General features: G+C 72.2%; 21 protein-coding genes. 11 read left to right on the top strand and 10 right to left on the bottom strand.

The genetic code is table 11. The features are described 5' to 3' along the window. Nucleotides 1-28 precede the first annotated feature (28 nt). Together ACFY1H_RS07790 and ACFY1H_RS07795 are read left to right on the top strand one after the other, a co-directional pair. A complete protein-coding gene (locus ACFY1H_RS07790) occupies nucleotides 29-1348 on the top strand; it encodes an MFS transporter (protein ID WP_366576322.1) in 1320 nt (439 codons plus the stop codon). After that, nucleotides 1345-2754 carry a pyridoxal phosphate-dependent decarboxylase family protein gene (locus ACFY1H_RS07795; protein ID WP_386945377.1) on the top strand — a complete coding sequence of 470 codons (1410 nt, stop codon included), beginning with the start codon at nucleotides 1345-1347 and terminating at the stop codon, nucleotides 2752-2754. The genes ACFY1H_RS07790 and ACFY1H_RS07795 overlap by 4 nt, the downstream gene beginning before the upstream one ends. A gap of 40 nt (nucleotides 2755-2794) precedes the next feature. Here the strand turns inward: ACFY1H_RS07795 and ACFY1H_RS07800 are convergent, their stop codons facing one another. From ACFY1H_RS07800 to mrf, 8 genes are all read right to left on the bottom strand, one after another. Continuing rightward, on the bottom strand, nucleotides 2795-3067 hold the full coding sequence (locus tag ACFY1H_RS07800) for a DUF6295 family protein (protein WP_220240918.1): 273 nt from the start codon (nucleotides 3065-3067) through the stop codon (nucleotides 2795-2797). 27 nt (nucleotides 3068-3094) lie between these two features. Beyond that, nucleotides 3095-3838, bottom strand: a complete 744-nt coding sequence (locus ACFY1H_RS07805) for a dienelactone hydrolase family protein (protein WP_366576318.1) — start codon at nucleotides 3836-3838, stop codon at nucleotides 3095-3097. Continuing rightward, nucleotides 3835-5562: an MFS transporter gene (locus tag ACFY1H_RS07810; RefSeq protein WP_386945380.1), complete on the bottom strand. Its 1728-nt coding sequence runs from the start codon at nucleotides 5560-5562 to the stop codon at nucleotides 3835-3837. The genes ACFY1H_RS07805 and ACFY1H_RS07810 overlap by 4 nt, the downstream gene beginning before the upstream one ends. Further along, a complete protein-coding gene (locus ACFY1H_RS07815) occupies nucleotides 5559-6002 on the bottom strand; it encodes a MarR family transcriptional regulator (RefSeq protein ID WP_366576314.1) in 444 nt (147 codons plus the stop codon). Before ACFY1H_RS07815 ends, ACFY1H_RS07810 begins: the two co-directional genes overlap by 4 nt. Nucleotides 6003-6217: 215 nt before the next feature. After that, complete coding sequence (locus ACFY1H_RS07820) at nucleotides 6218-7312, bottom strand: GTP-binding protein (protein ID WP_386945382.1); 1095 nt, start codon at nucleotides 7310-7312, stop codon at nucleotides 6218-6220. After that, nucleotides 7309-7467, bottom strand: coding sequence for a 50S ribosomal protein L32 (gene rpmF, locus ACFY1H_RS07825; RefSeq protein WP_220240910.1), 159 nt, complete (start codon nucleotides 7465-7467; stop codon nucleotides 7309-7311). The genes ACFY1H_RS07820 and rpmF overlap by 4 nt, the downstream gene beginning before the upstream one ends. Continuing rightward, nucleotides 7467-7730 (bottom strand): type B 50S ribosomal protein L31, encoded by a 264-nt coding sequence (locus ACFY1H_RS07830; RefSeq protein WP_366576310.1) that lies wholly within the window; start codon nucleotides 7728-7730, stop codon nucleotides 7467-7469. Before ACFY1H_RS07830 ends, rpmF begins: the two co-directional genes overlap by 1 nt. After that, nucleotides 7727-8986, bottom strand: coding sequence for a ribosome hibernation factor-recruiting GTPase MRF (gene mrf / locus ACFY1H_RS07835; RefSeq protein ID WP_386945385.1), 1260 nt, complete (start codon nucleotides 8984-8986; stop codon nucleotides 7727-7729). The genes ACFY1H_RS07830 and mrf overlap by 4 nt, the downstream gene beginning before the upstream one ends. Nucleotides 8987-9064: 78 nt before the next feature. Between mrf and rpmB the strand changes: the two genes are divergently transcribed. The 6 genes from rpmB to cobA are packed head-to-tail and all read left to right on the top strand — an operon-like array spanning nucleotide 9065 to nucleotide 11695. Beyond that, nucleotides 9065-9301, top strand: coding sequence for a 50S ribosomal protein L28 (rpmB, locus tag ACFY1H_RS07840; protein ID WP_360601704.1), 237 nt, complete (start codon nucleotides 9065-9067; stop codon nucleotides 9299-9301). Further along, nucleotides 9302-9469 carry a 50S ribosomal protein L33 gene (gene rpmG / locus ACFY1H_RS07845; RefSeq protein WP_003091682.1) on the top strand — a complete coding sequence of 56 codons (168 nt, stop codon included), beginning with the start codon at nucleotides 9302-9304 and terminating at the stop codon, nucleotides 9467-9469. Further along, nucleotides 9469-9774, top strand: a complete 306-nt coding sequence (gene rpsN, locus ACFY1H_RS07850; protein ID WP_366576305.1) for a 30S ribosomal protein S14 — start codon at nucleotides 9469-9471, stop codon at nucleotides 9772-9774. Before rpmG ends, rpsN begins: the two co-directional genes overlap by 1 nt. Nucleotides 9775-9779: 5 nt before the next feature. Next, entirely contained in the window at nucleotides 9780-10016 is a 237-nt protein-coding gene (gene rpsR, locus ACFY1H_RS07855) for a 30S ribosomal protein S18 (RefSeq protein WP_364048880.1), read from the top strand. A 40-nt stretch (nucleotides 10017-10056) separates the two neighbouring features. Beyond that, nucleotides 10057-10449 carry an ankyrin repeat domain-containing protein gene (locus tag ACFY1H_RS07860; protein ID WP_386945389.1) on the top strand — a complete coding sequence of 131 codons (393 nt, stop codon included), beginning with the start codon at nucleotides 10057-10059 and terminating at the stop codon, nucleotides 10447-10449. A 28-nt stretch (nucleotides 10450-10477) separates the two neighbouring features. Further along, nucleotides 10478-11695 carry a uroporphyrinogen-III C-methyltransferase gene (gene cobA / locus ACFY1H_RS07865; protein ID WP_386945391.1) on the top strand — a complete coding sequence of 406 codons (1218 nt, stop codon included), beginning with the start codon at nucleotides 10478-10480 and terminating at the stop codon, nucleotides 11693-11695. A 4-nt stretch (nucleotides 11696-11699) separates the two neighbouring features. On the opposite strand, the gene ACFY1H_RS07870 is transcribed toward cobA, so the two are convergent. Beyond that, nucleotides 11700-12575: an alpha/beta fold hydrolase gene (locus tag ACFY1H_RS07870; protein ID WP_366576298.1), complete on the bottom strand. Its 876-nt coding sequence runs from the start codon at nucleotides 12573-12575 to the stop codon at nucleotides 11700-11702. Between the two features lie 113 nt (nucleotides 12576-12688). Between ACFY1H_RS07870 and ACFY1H_RS07875 the strand changes: the two genes are divergently transcribed. Both ACFY1H_RS07875 and ACFY1H_RS07880 read left to right on the top strand, forming a co-directional pair. Beyond that, nucleotides 12689-13531, top strand: a complete 843-nt coding sequence (locus tag ACFY1H_RS07875) for a crotonase/enoyl-CoA hydratase family protein (RefSeq protein ID WP_386945393.1) — start codon at nucleotides 12689-12691, stop codon at nucleotides 13529-13531. A 34-nt stretch (nucleotides 13532-13565) separates the two neighbouring features. Next, the gene (locus tag ACFY1H_RS07880; protein WP_386945395.1) at nucleotides 13566-15290 is read left to right on the top strand and encodes an AMP-binding protein; all 1725 of its coding nucleotides are present in this window, start codon (nucleotides 13566-13568) and stop codon (nucleotides 15288-15290) included. 27 nt (nucleotides 15291-15317) lie between these two features. Here the strand turns inward: ACFY1H_RS07880 and ACFY1H_RS07885 are convergent, their stop codons facing one another. After that, nucleotides 15318-15824: a hypothetical protein gene (locus tag ACFY1H_RS07885; protein ID WP_366576293.1), complete on the bottom strand. Its 507-nt coding sequence runs from the start codon at nucleotides 15822-15824 to the stop codon at nucleotides 15318-15320. A gap of 323 nt (nucleotides 15825-16147) precedes the next feature. Here ACFY1H_RS07885 and ACFY1H_RS07890 point away from each other — a divergent pair, with 323 nt between their 5' ends. Continuing rightward, complete coding sequence (locus tag ACFY1H_RS07890; protein ID WP_366576291.1) at nucleotides 16148-16393, top strand: hypothetical protein; 246 nt, start codon at nucleotides 16148-16150, stop codon at nucleotides 16391-16393. The last annotated feature ends 82 nt before the right edge of the window (nucleotides 16394-16475 follow it).

Genomic DNA, 16475 nt, shown 5'->3' on the forward strand with positions numbered 1-16475 from the left:
TTCGTCGGACCGCCCTCGAGGAGGACCCTTGGCGCCGCTGCCCCGCCGGACGCGTTTCCGCTACTCGCTCGGCTCGTTCGTCACCGGATCTTTCGGCACCGTGCCGGGTCTGCTGCTCCTGCCCTACCTCACGGACACGATGGCGGTGCCCGCCGCGGCGGCCGGCGTGATCGTGTTCGTGCCGAAAGCCTGGGACGTGATCTTCAACCCGATCGCGGGCCGCATGTCCGACGCGGACCTCGTGCGCACCGGCAGCCGGCGGCGGTTCCTGCTGGGCGGGGGCGTCGGGGTCGCGGTGCTGTTCTTCGCGCTGTTCGCGCACCCCGGGTTCGGCAAGCCCGCGATCGACGCGACCTACGTGGTGATCGTGTTCTTCTTGTGTGCCACCGCGTACGCGTTCTTCCAGGTGCCGTTCAACGCGCTGCCGGCGGAGCTCACGGACTCGGCCGAGGAACGCACGAAGCTCACCAGCGTGCGCATCGGCGTGCTGGCCGTGGCGATCCTCGTGTCCGGCGGCGCGGCCCCGGCGATCACCGACATCCTCGAAGGTGTGGCCGGTTACCGGGTGATGGGCCTGGTGATGGCCGTGATCATCCTGCTCGCCACCCTGGGTGTCTACTTCGGTCTGCGCGGCGCGCCCGTCGGCTCGCTGCGGCCGAACGCCGTGAGCTTCAAGCAGCTGATCCGCACGATCGCGCAGTGGCGCCCGTTCTGCTGGCTGATGGGCTCGTACTTCATCCAGGCGCTGGGCATCGGCACCGTGCTCGCCGCGATCCCGTACTTCGCCGAGCACGTGCTGGGCGACCCCAGCTATCGCACGGTGCTGTTCGTGGGCTTCGTCGGCCCGGCGTTGATCACGATGCCGCTGTGGCCGCGGCTGGGCAAGCGCTGGGGCAAGCTCGTGGGCTTCCGCATCGCGACGGTCTCCTTCACCGTCGGTCTCCTCGGGATCCTCTTCGCCAAGGACATCCCGTTCGCGGTGACGATGGTGTTCGTGGCGCTGGCGGGCATCGGGTACGCCGGGATCTCCGTGTTCCCGCTGGCGATCCTGCCCGACCTCATCAGCGCCGAAGAGGAACGCACCGGAGAGACCCGCGCGGGCATCACGGCCGGCGTGTGGACGGCCTCGGAGACGTTGGGGCTGGCGCTCGGCCCGGGCCTGTTCGGATTGGTGCTGCAGGCCGGTGGCTACGTGTCGAGCACCGACGCGACGACCGCGCAGCCGTCGTCGGCGATCACGGCCATCACCGTGGGCTCCTCGGTGCTGCCCGCCGTGCTCATCGCGCTGGCGATCCCGCTGCTGCGCCGCAAGGTGCTCGAGCCGCGGCCGGTGGAGCCGCAGCGGTGACCGACGTCCTGGCCGAGCTGCGGGAGCTGCGCGCGGGCGACCTGCCGACGCACGGCGGGCACACGCTCGCCTACGTCTACGACAGCGGTCTGTCCGAAGTGGACGAGATCGCGGCGGCCGCGCACGCGCTCGCGTCGTCGGCCAACGGGCTGGACCCCACGGCGTTCCCGAGCCTGCTGCGCCTGGAGAACGACCTCGTCGGACGCGCGGCCGGGCTCCTGGACGGCACGGCGGAAACCGTCGGCACGGTGACGTCCGGCGGGACGGAGTCGTGCCTGCTCGCGGTGCTGGCCGCGCGCGACGCCCGGCCGGAGATCACCGCGCCGAGCATCGTGCTGCCCGACACCGCGCACGCCGCGTTCCACAAGGCGGCGCACCTGTTCGGGCTGCGCAAGATCGTGGTGCCGGTGGACTCGGAGACCTTCCGCGCGGTGCCTTCCGCGATGGCGGCGGCGATCGACGAGTCGACCGTGCTCGTCGTGGCGAGCGCGCCGTCCTACGCCCACGGTGTGGTCGACCCGATCCCGGAGATCGCGGCCGCCGCGGCTTCGCGCGGGGTGCGCATGCACGTGGACGCGTGCATCGGCGGCTGGGTGCTGCCGTACTTCGCTCGCCTGGGTGCCGACGTGCCGCCGTTCGACTTCCGCGTGCCGGGGGTCACGAGCATCTCCGTGGACCTGCACAAGTACGCCTACTGCGCCAAGGGCGTCTCCGTGCTGCTGCACGCCAACGCCGAGCTGCGCCGAACGCACTACTTCGCCAGCGCGGCCTGGCCGGGCTACACGATGCTCAACCCGACGTTGCAGAGCACGCGCTCGGGCGGCCCGCTCGCGGCCGCGTGGGCCGTGGTGAACCACCTGGGCGAAGACGGCTACCTGCGTCTCGCGGAGGTGACGCGCTCGGCGGTCGCGCGCATCCGCGCCGGCGTCTCGGCCGTCGCGGGCCTGCGCATCCTGGGCGACCCGGACTCGACGCTGATCGCCTTCACGGCCGCGGACGACGGCTTCGACCTGTTCACCGTCGCGGACGAGATGAAGGTGCGCGGCTGGTACGTGCAGCCGCAGTTCGCCCACGGCCACTCGCCGCTGAACCTGCACCTCACGATCACGGCCGCGAACCACGGCAGCGAGGCCGCGTTCCTCGCCGACCTGACCACCTCGGTCGCCGCGGCCCGCGAAACCGGCCCGACCCCGGTGGACCCGGTCGTGGCCGCCTTCGTGGCGGCCCTCGACCCGCAAACCCTGACGGCCGACCAGTTCGCGGGCCTGCTCACCGCCGCCGGCCTCGTCGGCGACGCCGGCCTGCCCGAGCGGATGGCCCCGATCAACGCGCTCCTGGCCACCGCGGCGGAACCCCTGCGGGAGCGCCTGCTGCTGGAATTCCTGGGCGCGCTGTACACACCCTGACCGGCTGCCCCGGGCATCGACCCGGGACAGCCGGTGCGGCCTACTGGTTGCGGGAAGCCAAGCCGGCCGGCGCCGAGGCCAGGGCGGTGTGGATCGCGTCGGCGAGGGCGAGGGCGTCCTCTTCGGTCAGCTCCAGCGCGACGCGTGCGGCCGGGCCCATCGCCGGGTTGCGGAAGTCGATGTTCACGGTGTGGGCGAAGCGGGCGTGCGTCGGGTGGTCGACGTAGACGGTGGCTTCGTTGACGCTGTGCCAGCCGGTCGCGCTCTTGCCGCTGCCCTCCACGGCGAACTTCTCGGTGAGGTAGGTGCACATGGGAAACGTCCTTCCTGAAGGGCGGGGTCAGGCCGCGAGGTGCCGGCCGTAGAAGTCGAGGATCTTGGCCCAGCCGTCCACGGCGGCCTCCGGCCGGTAGCTCGGGCGGTCGACGGCGAAGAACGCGTGGCCGGCGCCGTCGTAGGTGTGGAACTCGTGTTCCTTGCCGAGGCGGTCGAGCTCGGCGGCGAGCTTCGCGGTCTCCTCGGGACCGGGGTACTGGTCGTCGGCGCCGAAGAGGCCGAGCAGCGGGGCCGACAGCTGCGGCGCGAGGCCCAGCAGCGGCTTCATCGACGCGGGCATGCCGGCCGGCGGCTCGTTGACCACGAAGGCGCCGTAGCAGTCCACGGCCGCGTCGACCTGGGTCGAGCACGCGACGAGGAACGTCTGGCGGCCGCCGGAGCAGTGGCCGATCACGCCGATCTTGCCGTTGGCGTTGTCCAGGTTCTTGAGGTACGCGGCCGCGCCCTCGACGTCGCCGACCAGGCGCTCGTCGGGCACGCCGCCGTTGGCGCGGACGGTCGCGGCCGCGTCGTCCGGGCTCGCGCCCGGCGCCTCGCGCGAGTACAGGTTTGGGCACAGCGCCGAGAACCCCTCGGCGGCGAAGCGGCGCACGATCTCCTTGGTGGCCGGGTCGTAGCCGGGCATGTGGTGGATCACCACGACGCCGCCGCGCGGAGCGGGGTCGAGCGGGCGCGCCAGGTACGCCTCGATCTCGTCACCGCCGTGGCCGGTGATCGTGACGGTGCCGGCGGTGAGCGTGTCGTTCATCCGTTCTCCTTGTCCGGGGTGCTGCGTTGCTCGCCCGCGCGCGGGGCGAGGTCGGGGTGGAAGTAGCGCTTGCCGCGCGACACCGAGGCGAGGGCCGCGACGAGCGCCATTACGGCGGCCGCCGTGAAGACGGTGACCAGTCCGTTGTGGAACGGGCCGGAGATCAGCTGCGGGAAGAACTCCTTGCCGGTCAGCGCCGCCGAGTCGCTCGGCGACAGTCCGGAAAGGACACCCGGGCCGAGCAGGTGCGCCACCGGGTTGCTGCCGAGGAACGCCGCGAACAGCGTGCTCACGGGCGGCAGCTGGGCGACGGTCGCCGCGACGTCGGCGGGTACGCCGTGGGCCTGCAGCCCGCCGGTGAGCGTGGCCGGCAGCGAACCGGCCAGCCCCGCGATCATCAGTGAGAAGAACACGCCGATCGACAGCGCCGTGCCGGAGTTCTGGAACGTCGAGCGCATGCCGGAGGCGACCCCGCGCTGGTGGTCGGGGACGCTGCTCATGATCGCCGAGGTGTTGGGCGCCGAGAACATGCCCTGCCCGATCCCGCTGAGCACCAGCAGCGCCGCGAACACGGGGTAGGAGAAGTCCACGGGCAGCGCCAGCAGACCGAGGAACGCCGCCGCGACGAGCACGAGCCCGCCGGTCGAGAACAGCCGCGCGCCGAACCGGTCGGACAGGTAGCCCGATACCGGGCCCGCGATGAGGAACCCGACGGTGAGCGGCAGCAGGTAGATCCCCGCCCACAGCGGCGTCTTCTCGTACTCGTAGCCGTGCAGGGGCAGCCAGATGCCCTGCAGCCAGATGATGAGCATGAACTGCATGCCGCCGCGCGCGATCGCCGTGAGCAGCGCCGCGAGGTTGCCCGCGCTGAATGCCCGGATCCGGAACAGCGAGAGCTTGAACATCGGGTCCTTCACCCGCGACTCGATCACGCCGAACATCACGAGCAGCAGCACGCCGGCGCCGATCCCGCCGAGCACCCACGGGTTGCCCCAGCCGGTGGCCGCGTTTCCGTAGGGCTGGATGCCGTAGGTGATCGCCGCGAGCAGCACGCCGGTGCCGAGCGCGAAGGTGATGTTGCCGCCCCAGTCGACGCGCGCCCGCCGCGGCTTGCCGATCTCGCGCAGGCTGCGGATCGACCACACGGTGCCGAGGATGCCGAACGGCACGCTCACCCAGAACACCGCGCGCCAGTCGATCTCGGCGAGCAGACCACCCACGACGAGGCCGAGGAACTGCCCGGCCAGCGCGGTGATCTGGTTGATGCCCAGTGCCATGCCGCGCTGTTCGCGCGGGAACGCGTCGGTGAGGATCGCGGCCGAGTTGGCCGTGAGCATCGACCCGCCGACGGCTTGGACGATGCGCCAGCCGATCAGCCACAGCGCGCCCTGGCCGCCGTGGAACGGGTCGAACGACAGCGCCACCGAGGCGACGCTGAAGATCACGAACCCGACGTTGTACATCTTCACGCGGCCGAACATGTCGCCGAGGCGCCCGAGGGTGACCACGAGGACCGCGGACACCAGCAGGTAGCCCAGGATCATCCAGAGCAGGTAGCCGATGTTGGCCGGCGCGAGCGGGTCGAGCCCGATGCCGCGGAAGATGGCGGGCAGCGAGATGATCACGATCGACCCGTCGAGGGTCGACATGAGCACGCCGAGAGTGGTGTTGGAGAGGGCGACCCACTTGTACCGGTCGCCGCGGCTGGTGGCCGTGGTCGTCACAGTTCGTCCGCCAGGCGTTCGAGCAACGGGATCACCTCGAGCAGTCGGTGGCGTTCCTCGGCGCTGAAGCCGCCGGCCAGGGCCTGGGCGACGCGCTGGGTGCTGAGGGAACGCCGGTCGGTCAGGAGTTTTCGGCCGGTCGCCGTCACGGACATCAGGACGCGGCGGCCGTCGGCGGCGTCGGGGCTGCGGCTCACGAGCCCGCGTTCGACGAGCCCGGCCAGGGTGACGCCCATGGCCTGCGGCTTCACCCGCTCCTGCTCGGCCAGGTAGCCGGGCGTCGAGGGCCCGTCGCGGTCGAGCCGCGAGAGCACGGAGCTCTCCGAAAGCGTGGCCTCGCCGGCCACGTAGCCCTGCCGCATCCGCCGCACGAGCCGCCCGAGCGCGACCCTCAGGTCGGCGGCGGCCTCCACGAGATCCTTGCTGATCCGATCCGGCACATTAATCAACCTAGACTGATAAACCTGGGTTGATCAACCTTCGCGAAACACCCCTAACCGCACCGAATCGCCCAGTTCAGACGGGGGTGTGTCCGGCGTGGACCCGGCCCGAACAGCATGATCACGCCGGGTGGTGAACGATCAAGGAACTCCCGGGAACACGAAGGCCGCGCGACCTGTGACGCGGGTCGCGCGGCCTTCGAAACCGTCTGTCCTCAGTGGACGTGCACGGGCTCCCACTCGGGGAAGGGGTCCGCTGCCACCGGTTCGTCGGTGAGGCAGGCCTCGAGCGCGGCCAGCAGCGGGTCGCCGGCGAGCCCGACGCCGATGAAGACCAGCTCCTGCTGCGGCGCTTCGGCCACGCCCTGTGGTTCGAACCGCGCCACCGCGCCCGCCTGCGACCACAGGCCGAGCACGCCCGGTCGCGACGCGAGCGTGAAGAACCCCTTGGAGCGCAGCACGGTGCCGAACTCGCCCGAGTCGAGGCGGGTCGTGACGAAGTCCCACAGCGCCACCGGGTCGAACGCCCGCCCGGCGCGGAACACGACGCTGGAGATCCCGTACTCCTCGGTCTCCGGCACGTGGTCGCCGTTGAGCTCCGCGACCCAGCCCGGAGCCTGCTGCGCGCGCAGCGGGTCGTGGCGGCCGGTGCCGAACACGCGCCCGAGCGGCACCCGCCCGAACTCCGCGGTCACGACGTCGGCGCCCGGGTTGAGCCGGCGCAGCGCCGCCGCGAGCCGGCCGGCCTCGGCGGGGGAGACGAGGTCGGTCTTGTTGAGCAGCAGCACATCCGCGAACTCGACCTGGTCCACGAGCAGGTCGCTGACCGTGCGCTCGTCGCCCTCGTACTGGTCCAGGCGGCGTTCGGCCAGCGAGTCGCCGCCGGTCAGTTCGCGGCCGAAGTTCACGGCGTCGACGACGGTCACCATCGTGTCCAGTCGCGCGCCGGACAGTGCCGGCGTGCCGTCGTCGCCGGGGAAGGAGAACGTGGCGGCGACCGGCATCGGCTCGGAGATGCCGCTCGACTCGATGAGCACGTGGTCGAACCGTCCGTCGGCGGTCAAGCGCGCGACCTCGTCGAGCAGGTCCTCGCGCAGGGTGCAGCAGATGCAGCCGTTGGTCAGCTCGACCAGGCGCTCCTCGGTGCGGGAGACGCTGTCGCGCACGAGCGCGGCGTCGATGTTGACCTCGCTCATGTCGTTCACGATCACCGCCACCCGCAGGCCTTCGCGGTTGGCGAGGATGTGGTTGAGCAGCGTGGTCTTGCCCGCGCCGAGGAAGCCCGACAGGACGGTGACGGGCACGCTCACCGGTCGAGCCGCTGGAAGTGCTTGATCAGGCGGCGCGGCACGAGCTTGCGCTCGCCGTCCACCGTGATCGGCACCAGGTCGGGCACCGCCGCCTTCCACTGCGCCCGGCGCGCGCGGGTGTTGCTGCGGGACTTCTTCCGCTTCGGCACGGCCATCAGCGCGCACCGCCCTTCTCGCGACGGCCGTAGCGGCGGTGGAACTTCTCGACCTGGCCCGCGGAGTCGACGATCCGCTGGTTGCCCGTCCAGAACGGGTGCGACCACGAGCTGATGTCCACGACCACGAGCGGGTAGGTGTTGCCGTCGCTCCACTCGATCGTCCGGTCGGACGTGACGGTGGAGCGGGTGAGGAACGCGTCGCCCGTGGCCGAGTCGCGGAACACCACGGGGTGGTAGTCGGGGTGGATGCCGGGTTTCACTGCGGGTCTTCCTTCCGGTTCGCGGCGTTGACGTGCCGCTCTTCGTCTTCTTCGTCGGTTTCGGTCGCCTCGCACGGGTCCTCGTGCCACTCGCCGAACGGGTCGGGGTAGCTGCGCCAGGCAGCTTCTCCCTCCGCCAGCTCGGCGTCGGTGAGCAGCGCGGCGTGCAGTGCCTCCTCGATTTCCCGGGGTGGCACCAGGTCCGTGACCACCACGAGCTCCTGCGCGCGGTCGCCGTGCACCGGGTGCCAGCGCAGCGACGCGAGCGTGCGGCGTTCCGCGGAGACGTCGGCCCAGTCGGGGCCGTCGGGCGAGGCGAGCCACGGGCCGGCGTGCCCGATCGCGAGGCCGCCGCCGGCCGACTCGAGCCAGAACGCGATGTCGGGCTGGCTCGCGACCCACGCGCGGCCGCGGGTGCGGATCACGCCGCCCAGCAGCGTGTCGATCGCCTCGTGGAGGCGCTCGGGGTGGAACGGCCGCTGCGAGGTGAACGTGAGGACCTCGATCCCGCAGTCGGCGTGCAGCGGCGGCTGGCCCCGCAGGAGCGCGCCGTGCAGGTCGACCACCTCGCCGCGCCGCGAGTCCGCGGGCACGGCGGCGAACAGCAGCCCGGCGTTCGCGCCCTTCAGGACGACGCGGGGGACCGAGGGTGCGACGCGGTCGAGCACGGCGGCGGTCTTCGCGGCGCACCACGCGTCGGGCACCTCGCCCGCCAGCACCAGCACGTCGGCGAACTCCACCTGCGCGAGCGCGACCTGCGCGACGCTCCGCTCGTCCTCGGGGGAGCCGAGCAGGCCGCGTTCCAGGAGCAGCTCGTCGCCGGACGCGTCGGCGAGCCAGGTGGCGCGGTCGACGGTGGTGAACACGGCCTCGATCTCGACGTCGTCGCTCACGGGCCGGTCGCCGACCAGCACGTTGGCGATCGCCCAGCTCACCGGCTCCGGCTCCATCGCCTCGTCGAGGCGCAGCACGATCCGGTCCACCTCCGGCCGCCGGGCGAGGCTGCGAAGCAGTGGCAGGAGGTCTTCGCGCAGCGTGCAGTTCACGCAGCCGTGGGCGAGCTCCAGCGCGGTGAGCTGGTCTCGGGGGCCGAGGCGGATCCGCCTGCGGACGATGCCGCTGCCGATCTGCCGCAGGTCGTGGTGGACCACGGCGACGCCGGGGCCGGCGCGGCGCAGCAGTTCGGCGAGCTCGTCGTTGCCTTCGGCGGCGAGCCCGCTGACGAGCACGAGCGGGACACGCGGGTGTGGGGTCACTGAAGCTCCAGTCGACGGGACGGGGTACGGTGGCCAGCGTAATTGAAAACGAATATCACTATCAACTCGGGAGGGTCCGTGTCAGCCGTGTGCCAGGTCACCGGCCGCAAGCCGGGCTACGGCAAGCAGGTCTCGCACTCGCACCGCCGCACCTCACGGCGCTGGGAGCCGAACCTGCAGACCCGCCGTTACTTCGTGCCGAGCCTCGGCCGGACGGTGCGGCTCAAGGTGTCGGCGAAGGGCATGAAGACGATCGACAAGCGCGGGATCGACGCGGTTGTCGCGGAGCTGGCCGCGAAGGGGGTGAAGCTCTAGATGGCGAAGAGCACCGACGTCCGGCCGATCATCAAGCTGCGGTCCACCGCGGGCACCGGCTACACGTACGTGACGAAGAAGAACCGGCGCAACGACCCCGACCGGATGGTCCTGCGCAAGTACGACCCCGTGGCGCGCAAGCACGTCGAGTTCAAGGAAGAGCGCTGATGGCGAAGAAGTCGAAGATCGCGAAGAACGAGCAGCGGAAGGTGATCGCCGCCCGCTACGTCGAGAAGCGGCGGGCGCTCAAGGCCGTGATCGCCTCGCCGCACTCGTCGGCGCGGGACAAGGCCGACGCCGTGGTGGCGCTGCAGCGGATGCCGCGCGACGCGAGCGCCACGCGCATCCGCAACCGCGACACCGCCGACGGCCGCCCGCGCGGCTACCTGCGCAAGTTCGGCCTCTCGCGCGTGCGCATGCGGCAGATGGCGCACAACGGCGAGCTGCCCGGCGTCTCGAAGTCGAGCTGGTGAGCCGGATGCCGAAGCACGAACGCGCGCCCCGCAAGCGGGCGAACCCGTTGCACACCCGGGGGATCACCGAAGTCGACTGGAAGGACGTCGACCTGCTGCGGATCTTCATCTCCGACCGCGGCAAGATCCGCGCCCGCCGCGTGACGGGGCTGACGCCGAAGCAGCAGAAGCAGGTGGCCTCGGCCATCAAGAACGCGCGGGAGATGGCGCTGCTGCCGTACCCCAACTCGGCGCGCGGCTGACGAACCGGCGTCCCGGGAGCCGGCGTGCCAGACTCGGCGCATGGCTTCCGGGACGCCGTCGGACGAGGAGCTCGACCTGTGGGCCCGCGTGTTCACCATGGCGCGCGAGGGCGACACGGAACGCCTCGTCGCGTACGTCGACGCCGGCATCCCCGCGAACCTCGCCAACGACCGCGGCGACACCCTGGTGATGCTCGCCTCGTACCACGGGCACGTCGACACGGTGGCCGCGCTGCTGGCGCGCGGCGCGGATCCGAACCGGGTCAACGACCGGGGCCAGAGCCCGCTCGCCGGCGCCGTGTTCAAGGACGAGCCCGACGTCGTGAAGGCGCTGGTGGCGGGTGGTGCCGATCCGCACGCGGGCACGCCGTCGGCGGTCGAGGCGGCGACGATGTTCGGCAACACCGGGCTGCTGGCCCTGCTGCAGCGCTGAGCGAGCGCGGCAGGCAGACTTTCCGGCTATGGACGACCCGCACTACCTCTCCGGACTCCAGCTCGCCGGCCGCCGCGTCGTGATGGTCGGGGGCGGCTCGGTCGCCCAGCGCCGCCTCCCGAGGCTCATCCGCGCGGGCGCGCGGGTGGAGCTGGTCTCGCCGCACACCACGCCGTCGGTGAGCGCCATGGCCGACGCGGGCGAGCTGGTCTGGCACGAGCGCCGCTACGCCGAGGGCGACCTCGCCGACGCCTGGTACGCGCTCGCCTGCACCGACGACCCCGAGGTCAACGCCGCCGTGTGCGCCGAGGCCGAACGCGAGCGCGTGTTCTGCGTGCGCGCCGACGAGGGGGAGTCCGGCAGCGCCGTGACCCCGGCTTCCGGCCGCCACGGCGGGCTGCTGGTCGGTGTCCTGTCCGGCGGTGAGCCGCTGCGTTCGGCCGCCGTGCGCGACAGCATCCTCGACGCCCTGCATGCCGGCACCGTCATCGACGGCCGCGCGCCACGGGACACCGACACCGAGCTGCCGGGCGTCGCCCTGGTCGGGGGCGGCCCGGGTGACCCGGACCTGATCACCGTCCGCGGGCGCCGGCTGCTCTCGCGCGCCGACGTGGTGGTCGTCGACCGCCTCGCCCCGCGTGAGCTGCTCGACGAGCTCGCGCCGGAGGTCGAGGTCGTCGACGCCGCGAAGATCCCGTACGGCCGCGCCGCGAGCCAAGACGTGATCAACAGCACGCTGATCGAGAAGGCCAAGGAGGGCAAGTTCGTCGTCCGGCTCAAGGGCGGCGACCCCTACCTGTTCGGCCGTGGGTTCGAGGAGGTCCTGGCCTGCGCCGAGGCGGGCGTGCCGGTCACCATGGTCCCGGGCATCACGAGCGCGTTCGCGGTCCCCGCCGTCGCCGACGTGCCGGTGACCCACCGCGGGGTCGCCCACGAGGTCGTGGTCGTCTCGGGTCACGTCGCCCCCGGCGACCCGCGCTCGCTGGTCGACTGGTCGCTGCTGGCCGGCCTGCGCGGCACGATCGTGCTGATGATGGGCGTCGAACGCCTGCCCCAGTTCGCCTCGGCGCTGCTCGACGGCGGCCGTCCCGCCGACACGCCGGTCGCCATCGTCGAGGACGGCACCATGCGGACGCAGCGCACGCTGCGCTCCACGCTGGGGCAGGTGGCCGGAGAAGCGGCCGCCGCGGGCGTGCGGCCGCCGGCGGTGATCGTCTTCGGCCCGGTGGCCGGACTGGCGAAGTGACGGGTCAGCTTTCGTAGCAGCGCTCGGCGAAGTCGGTGATCGCCGAGGTGAGGCGCTTCGGGTCGGAGCGCAGCTCGACCGGGCTGCGTGCCTGCACGAACTCGGCGCGCGGCATGTCCGCGGCCAGGGTGTCGGCGTCGCCGAAGGGGTGGATCGGGTCGCCTTCGTGGCCGATCACCAGCGCGGGCGTGGTGATGGCCCGGCGAACCGACTTCGGCGGCGCGATCCGGCCGAACAGCACGCCGTGCAGGAGCGCGGCCATCGGCGCGGGCTGCTGGGTCAGGGTGTCGGTGACGACGTCGACCCACTGGCTGCCGTGGGGCACGAGGTTGGCCGCCAGGGCGACGCCGCGCACGGTCACGGGCAGGAAGCGCGCGGCGAACAGCAGCGGGGCGAACGTGAGCAGCCCGGCGACGATCGCGTTGTCCAGCACCGGCATTTCCACGACCAGCCCGCGGGCGCGGGCCGGCTGTGCCACCGCCACCTCGAGCGCGACGTTCGCGCCGAGCGACGTCCCGCCCAGCACGGCGTCGTCCAGGCCGAGGTGGTCGAGCAGCGCCACGGCCTGCTCGCCGAACGCCGGCATCGAGTAGCGCCACGACTCGGTCGGCCGGTCGGATTCGCCGTGGCCCAGCAGGTCGAGGGTGATCACGCGGAAGCCCGAGCGCGCGAGCCGGCGGGCCAGGGGCGCGTGCATGCGGCGGGTGAACATGATGCCGTGCATCAGCACCACGACGCGCTCGCCCGAGCCGTACTCGGTGTAGGCGAGGCGCTGGCCGTCGCAGGTGAACGAGCCGGACAGCTCGATCGGGCGCGAGCGGCGCGCCGGCGGGGGATCCGCCGGCAGGTCGTCGACGGCAAGAACGGGGGCCGGGCTCATGCGCCACCTTCCTCTCGTGGTCGAGGGCCGCTTCGATCTCTCGTGTCCATCCCAGGAAAGCATCCCGCGACCGAATTGGCACAGCGTCAACCGGATGGTTCAAGATGACAGGCATGACCGCACCTGCCGACTCCCTGCCCGATCTCGTCTCGCTGAAGGTCGACCTCGACGGCCCCGTCGCCGAAGTCACCCTGCTCGGCCCGGCGAAGGGCAACGCCATGGGCCCCGACTTCTGGCGTGAGCTGCCGCTGGTCTTCGCCGCCCTCGACGCCGACCCGCGCGTGCGCGCGATCGTGCTCACCGGCAGCGGCGCGCACTTCTCCTACGGCCTCGACCTGCCCGCGATGATGGGCGGCTGGGCCCCGATGCTCGCCGGCGACGCGCTGGCCGGCCCGCGCACCGACTTCCACCGCGAAGTCCGCCGCCTGCAGGAGTCCGTGAGCTCGATCGCCGAGTGCCGCAAGCCCGTGATCGCCGCCGTGTCCGGCTGGTGCATCGGCGGCGGCGTGGACGTGATCAGCGCGGCCGACGTGCGCCTCGCCAGCGCCGACGCGAAATTCAGCGTGCGCGAGGTGAAGGTCGCGATCGTCGCCGACCTCGGCAGCCTGCAGCGGCTCGCCACGATCGTCGGCGAGGGCCACGTGCGGGAGCTCGCCCTGACCGGCAGGGACGTCGACGCCGCCCGCGCCGAGAAGATCGGCCTGGTCAACGACGTCTACCCCGACCAGGAGACCCTGCTGGCCGAAGCGCGCAAGCTCGCCGCCGACATCGCCGCGAACCCGCCGCTGGTCGTGCAGGGGACCAAGCAGGTGCTCGCCGCCAACACCGAGCGCCAGGTCGCCGAGGGCCTGCGCTACGTCGCGGCCTGGAACTCCGCGTTCCTCCCGAGCAAGGACCTCGCCGAGGCCGTGCAGGCGTTCATGGAGCGCCGCGCGCCCGAGTTCAAGGGCGAGTAGAACAGGCACGTACGCGAGCACGAGGGAGCACGACGTGAGCAATGGCGCTTCGGGGAACCAGCGGGCCGGCGAGGCCCACCAGGTCTTTCGGGAGGCGCGGGACTACCTCCAGTCCCACCGCGAGGACTACGACACCGCCGTCCGGGAGTTCGCGTGGCCGCGGCCCGCGGAGTTCAACTGGGCGCTCGACTGGTTCGACGTGGTGGCCCGCGACCCCGCGAACGCGCAGCGGTACGCGCTGTGGATCGTCGAGGAGGACGGCACCGAGAACCGCTGGACCTACCCGGAGATGTCCGCCCGCTCCGACCAGGTCGCCACGTGGCTGCGCCGCCTCGGAGTCTCGCGCGGCGACCGGCTGATCCTCATGCTGGGCAACCAGGGCGAGCTGTGGGAGACGATCCTCGCCGCGATCAAGCTCGGCGCCGTGCTCATCCCGGCCTCGACGCTGCTCGGGCCGGCCGACCTCGCCGACCGCGTCGAGCGCGGCAAGGCCAAGCACGTGGTCGTGCGTTCGGCCGACGCCCCGAAGTTCGCCGACGTGGCGGGCGGCTACACGCGCATCGCCGTCGGCGAGCCGGTGGAAGGCTGGCACGCCTACGCCACCGCATACGCCGAGCCGGCCGGTTTCACCCCGGACGGCGTGACGGCCGCGGCCGACCCGCTGCTGCTGTACTTCACCTCGGGCACCACGGCGAAGCCGAAGCTCGTGCAGCACACGCACGTGTCCTACCCGGTCGGGCATCTGTCCACAATGTACTGGATCGGCCTCGAGCCGGGCGACGTGCACCTGAACATCTCCTCGCCCGGCTGGGCGAAACACGCGTGGAGCAACGTGTTCGCGCCGTGGAACGCCGAGGCGACGGTGTTCCTGTACAACTACTCGCGTTTCGACGCCACGGCGCTCATGGCGCAGATGGACCGCTGCGGGGTCACGAGCTTCTGCGCGCCGCCCACCGTGTGGCGCATGCTCATCCAGGCCGACCTGACAGCGTTGAAAACCCCGCCGCAGAAGGTGGTCGGCGCGGGCGAGCCGCTCAACCCCGAGGTGATCGAACAGGTCGAGAAGGCCTGGGGCGTCACCATCCGCGACGGGTTCGGCCAGACCGAGAGCAGCGTGCAGATCGCCAACACCCCCGGCCAGGCCGTGGTTCCCGGCTCGATGGGCCGGCCGCTGCCGGGCTTCGTGGTGGCGCTGGTCGACCCGGTCACGGGCGAGCGCGCCGGTGAGGGCGAGATCTGCCTCGACCTCGCGCACCGGTCCGTCGGCCTGATGGTCGGCTACGCGGACGACGACGAGCGCACGTCGGAAGCGTTCCGCGACGGCTACTACCACACGGGTGACGTCGGTTCGATCGACGAACGCGGCTACATCACCTACGTCGGGCGCACCGACGACGTGTTCAAGGCGTCGGACTACCGGATCTCACCGTTCGAGCTGGAGAGCGTGCTGCTGGAGCACGAAGCGGTGGCGGAGGCCGCCGTGGTGCCCGCCCCGGATCCGATCCGGCTCGCGGTGCCCAAGGCCTACGTCGTGCTGGCCGCGGGCCACGAGCCCACCGCGGACACCGCCCGCGCGATCCTGGCGTACGCGCGGGAGCACCTCGCGCCGTACAAGCGGATCCGGCGCCTGGAGTTCGCCGAGCTGCCGAAGACGATCTCCGGCAAGATCCGCCGCGTCGAGCTGCGCGGGCGCGAGCACGAGAACACCCGGCCCGAGGGCGAGTACCGCGAGGACGACTTCCCGGACCTCAAGGCCTGAGGTCGCGCGGCCGTCGTCCCGTCCGCCTCACTCCGACGGGACGACGGCCGCGAACACCGTCTGCTCGCCTTTGCTGCACGTGGTGCCGCCCTGCGCCGCCGGCGGGCCGGAGGTGCACAGCCAGCCGGACACGGTGTCGTTCACGGCGTCGTTGGACCCGGTGCCCTGCCGGCCGGCGATCTTCGCGTGGAAGTCGCGCACGAGCGCCATGGCCTCGGCGCACGGCACCCCGCCGGCCCGGCTGTCGAACACGTACAAGGTCAGCCCGCTCGCGGCCGTGACGGTGCCGCAGGACCCCGGAACGGCGGGCGTGCTGCTCGGGGCCTTCGCACGCGTGCTCGACGGCGCCTGCGTCGTTTCAGGCGGCGGGGGAGGGACCGAGTGCGCCGACGAGGTCGTCGGCGGCGCCGTGGTCGCGGACGGTGGTGGCGGTACCGCCGCCCGGGGCTCGGGTTCGCCCGAACAGGCGGCGAGCGCCGGCAGCACGAGCCAGGCCGCGAGCAGCGGCCGCCACGCGGGCTTCGACGGGGGCACCGGGGTCCTTTCGCCAGGGGTCCTTCCGGGCATTCTGGCCCGCCTCCGGCGCCGTGACCCGCACCGACACCCGGCGCGGCGGGCGGAGGTTACCGGAACCGGGGCTTCCGCCTCGGCGGGCTCCCCCGGCGGGGAGTCTATTGTGGACGGTTAAGCTGGTGTTAACGCACTGATACAGCGCGAATTCCTTCCTCACCGATCGGACGAATCTTCGCGGCGGTCGTTAACGTCCGCCGCCTTCGGACCGAAATACGTGAGGAGCGCCCAGGGCGTTCCCGTCCCCGATCACCCGCCGACCCCGAGAGACAAGAGCACCGCACAGCATGACCACCGAAACGGCCACCGAGCCCGGCACCCCGTCCGCGTCCGACCTCACCGACCCGACCGCGCGGCCCGCCACGCCGCCCACGGCGCCCTGCAGCGTCGTGTGGTGCTGCGGCCGCCCGTACGTCCTCGAAGGCCGAGCCGGCCGCGCCCGCTGGGTCGGCAACGACGACCGCGGCCGCCCCGAGCGCCTCAGCAACGCCGAGCTGCAGCGCCGCGGCTGGAGCCACCGCCGCGCCGGCTGAGCGCCGCCGCTTTTCCCCTCACAGCCCCGCGGTCGGGTCGCGCGCCACGAACCCGCGACCCGACCGCGTGACCACCGGCGTC

Source organism: Amycolatopsis sp. NPDC001319 (assembly GCF_042896185.1).
Classification (GTDB): Bacteria; Actinomycetota; Actinomycetes; order Mycobacteriales; family Pseudonocardiaceae; genus Amycolatopsis.

Bases quoted from the DNA above. Each gene is read 5' to 3' on its own strand.
- ACFY1H_RS07875 (WP_386945393.1), top strand. From the start codon at position 12,689: ATGACCGCACCTGCCGACTCCCTGCCCGATCTCGTCTCGCTGAAGGTC.
- ACFY1H_RS07800 (WP_220240918.1), bottom strand. From the start codon at position 3,067: ATGTGCACCTACCTCACCGAGAAGTTCGCCGTGGAGGGCAGCGGCAAG.
- ACFY1H_RS07805 (WP_366576318.1), bottom strand. From the start codon at position 3,838: ATGAACGACACGCTCACCGCCGGCACCGTCACGATCACCGGCCACGGC.
- ACFY1H_RS07890 (WP_366576291.1), top strand. From the start codon at position 16,148: ATGACCACCGAAACGGCCACCGAGCCCGGCACCCCGTCCGCGTCCGAC.
- rpsN (WP_366576305.1), top strand. From the start codon at position 9,469: ATGGCGAAGAAGTCGAAGATCGCGAAGAACGAGCAGCGGAAGGTGATC.
- ACFY1H_RS07870 (WP_366576298.1), bottom strand. From the start codon at position 12,575: ATGAGCCCGGCCCCCGTTCTTGCCGTCGACGACCTGCCGGCGGATCCC.
- rpsR (WP_364048880.1), top strand. From the start codon at position 9,780: ATGCCGAAGCACGAACGCGCGCCCCGCAAGCGGGCGAACCCGTTGCAC.
- rpmG (WP_003091682.1), top strand. From the start codon at position 9,302: ATGGCGAAGAGCACCGACGTCCGGCCGATCATCAAGCTGCGGTCCACC.
- cobA (WP_386945391.1), top strand. From the start codon at position 10,478: ATGGACGACCCGCACTACCTCTCCGGACTCCAGCTCGCCGGCCGCCGC.
- ACFY1H_RS07860 (WP_386945389.1), top strand. From the start codon at position 10,057: ATGGCTTCCGGGACGCCGTCGGACGAGGAGCTCGACCTGTGGGCCCGC.
- rpmF (WP_220240910.1), bottom strand. From the start codon at position 7,467: ATGGCCGTGCCGAAGCGGAAGAAGTCCCGCAGCAACACCCGCGCGCGC.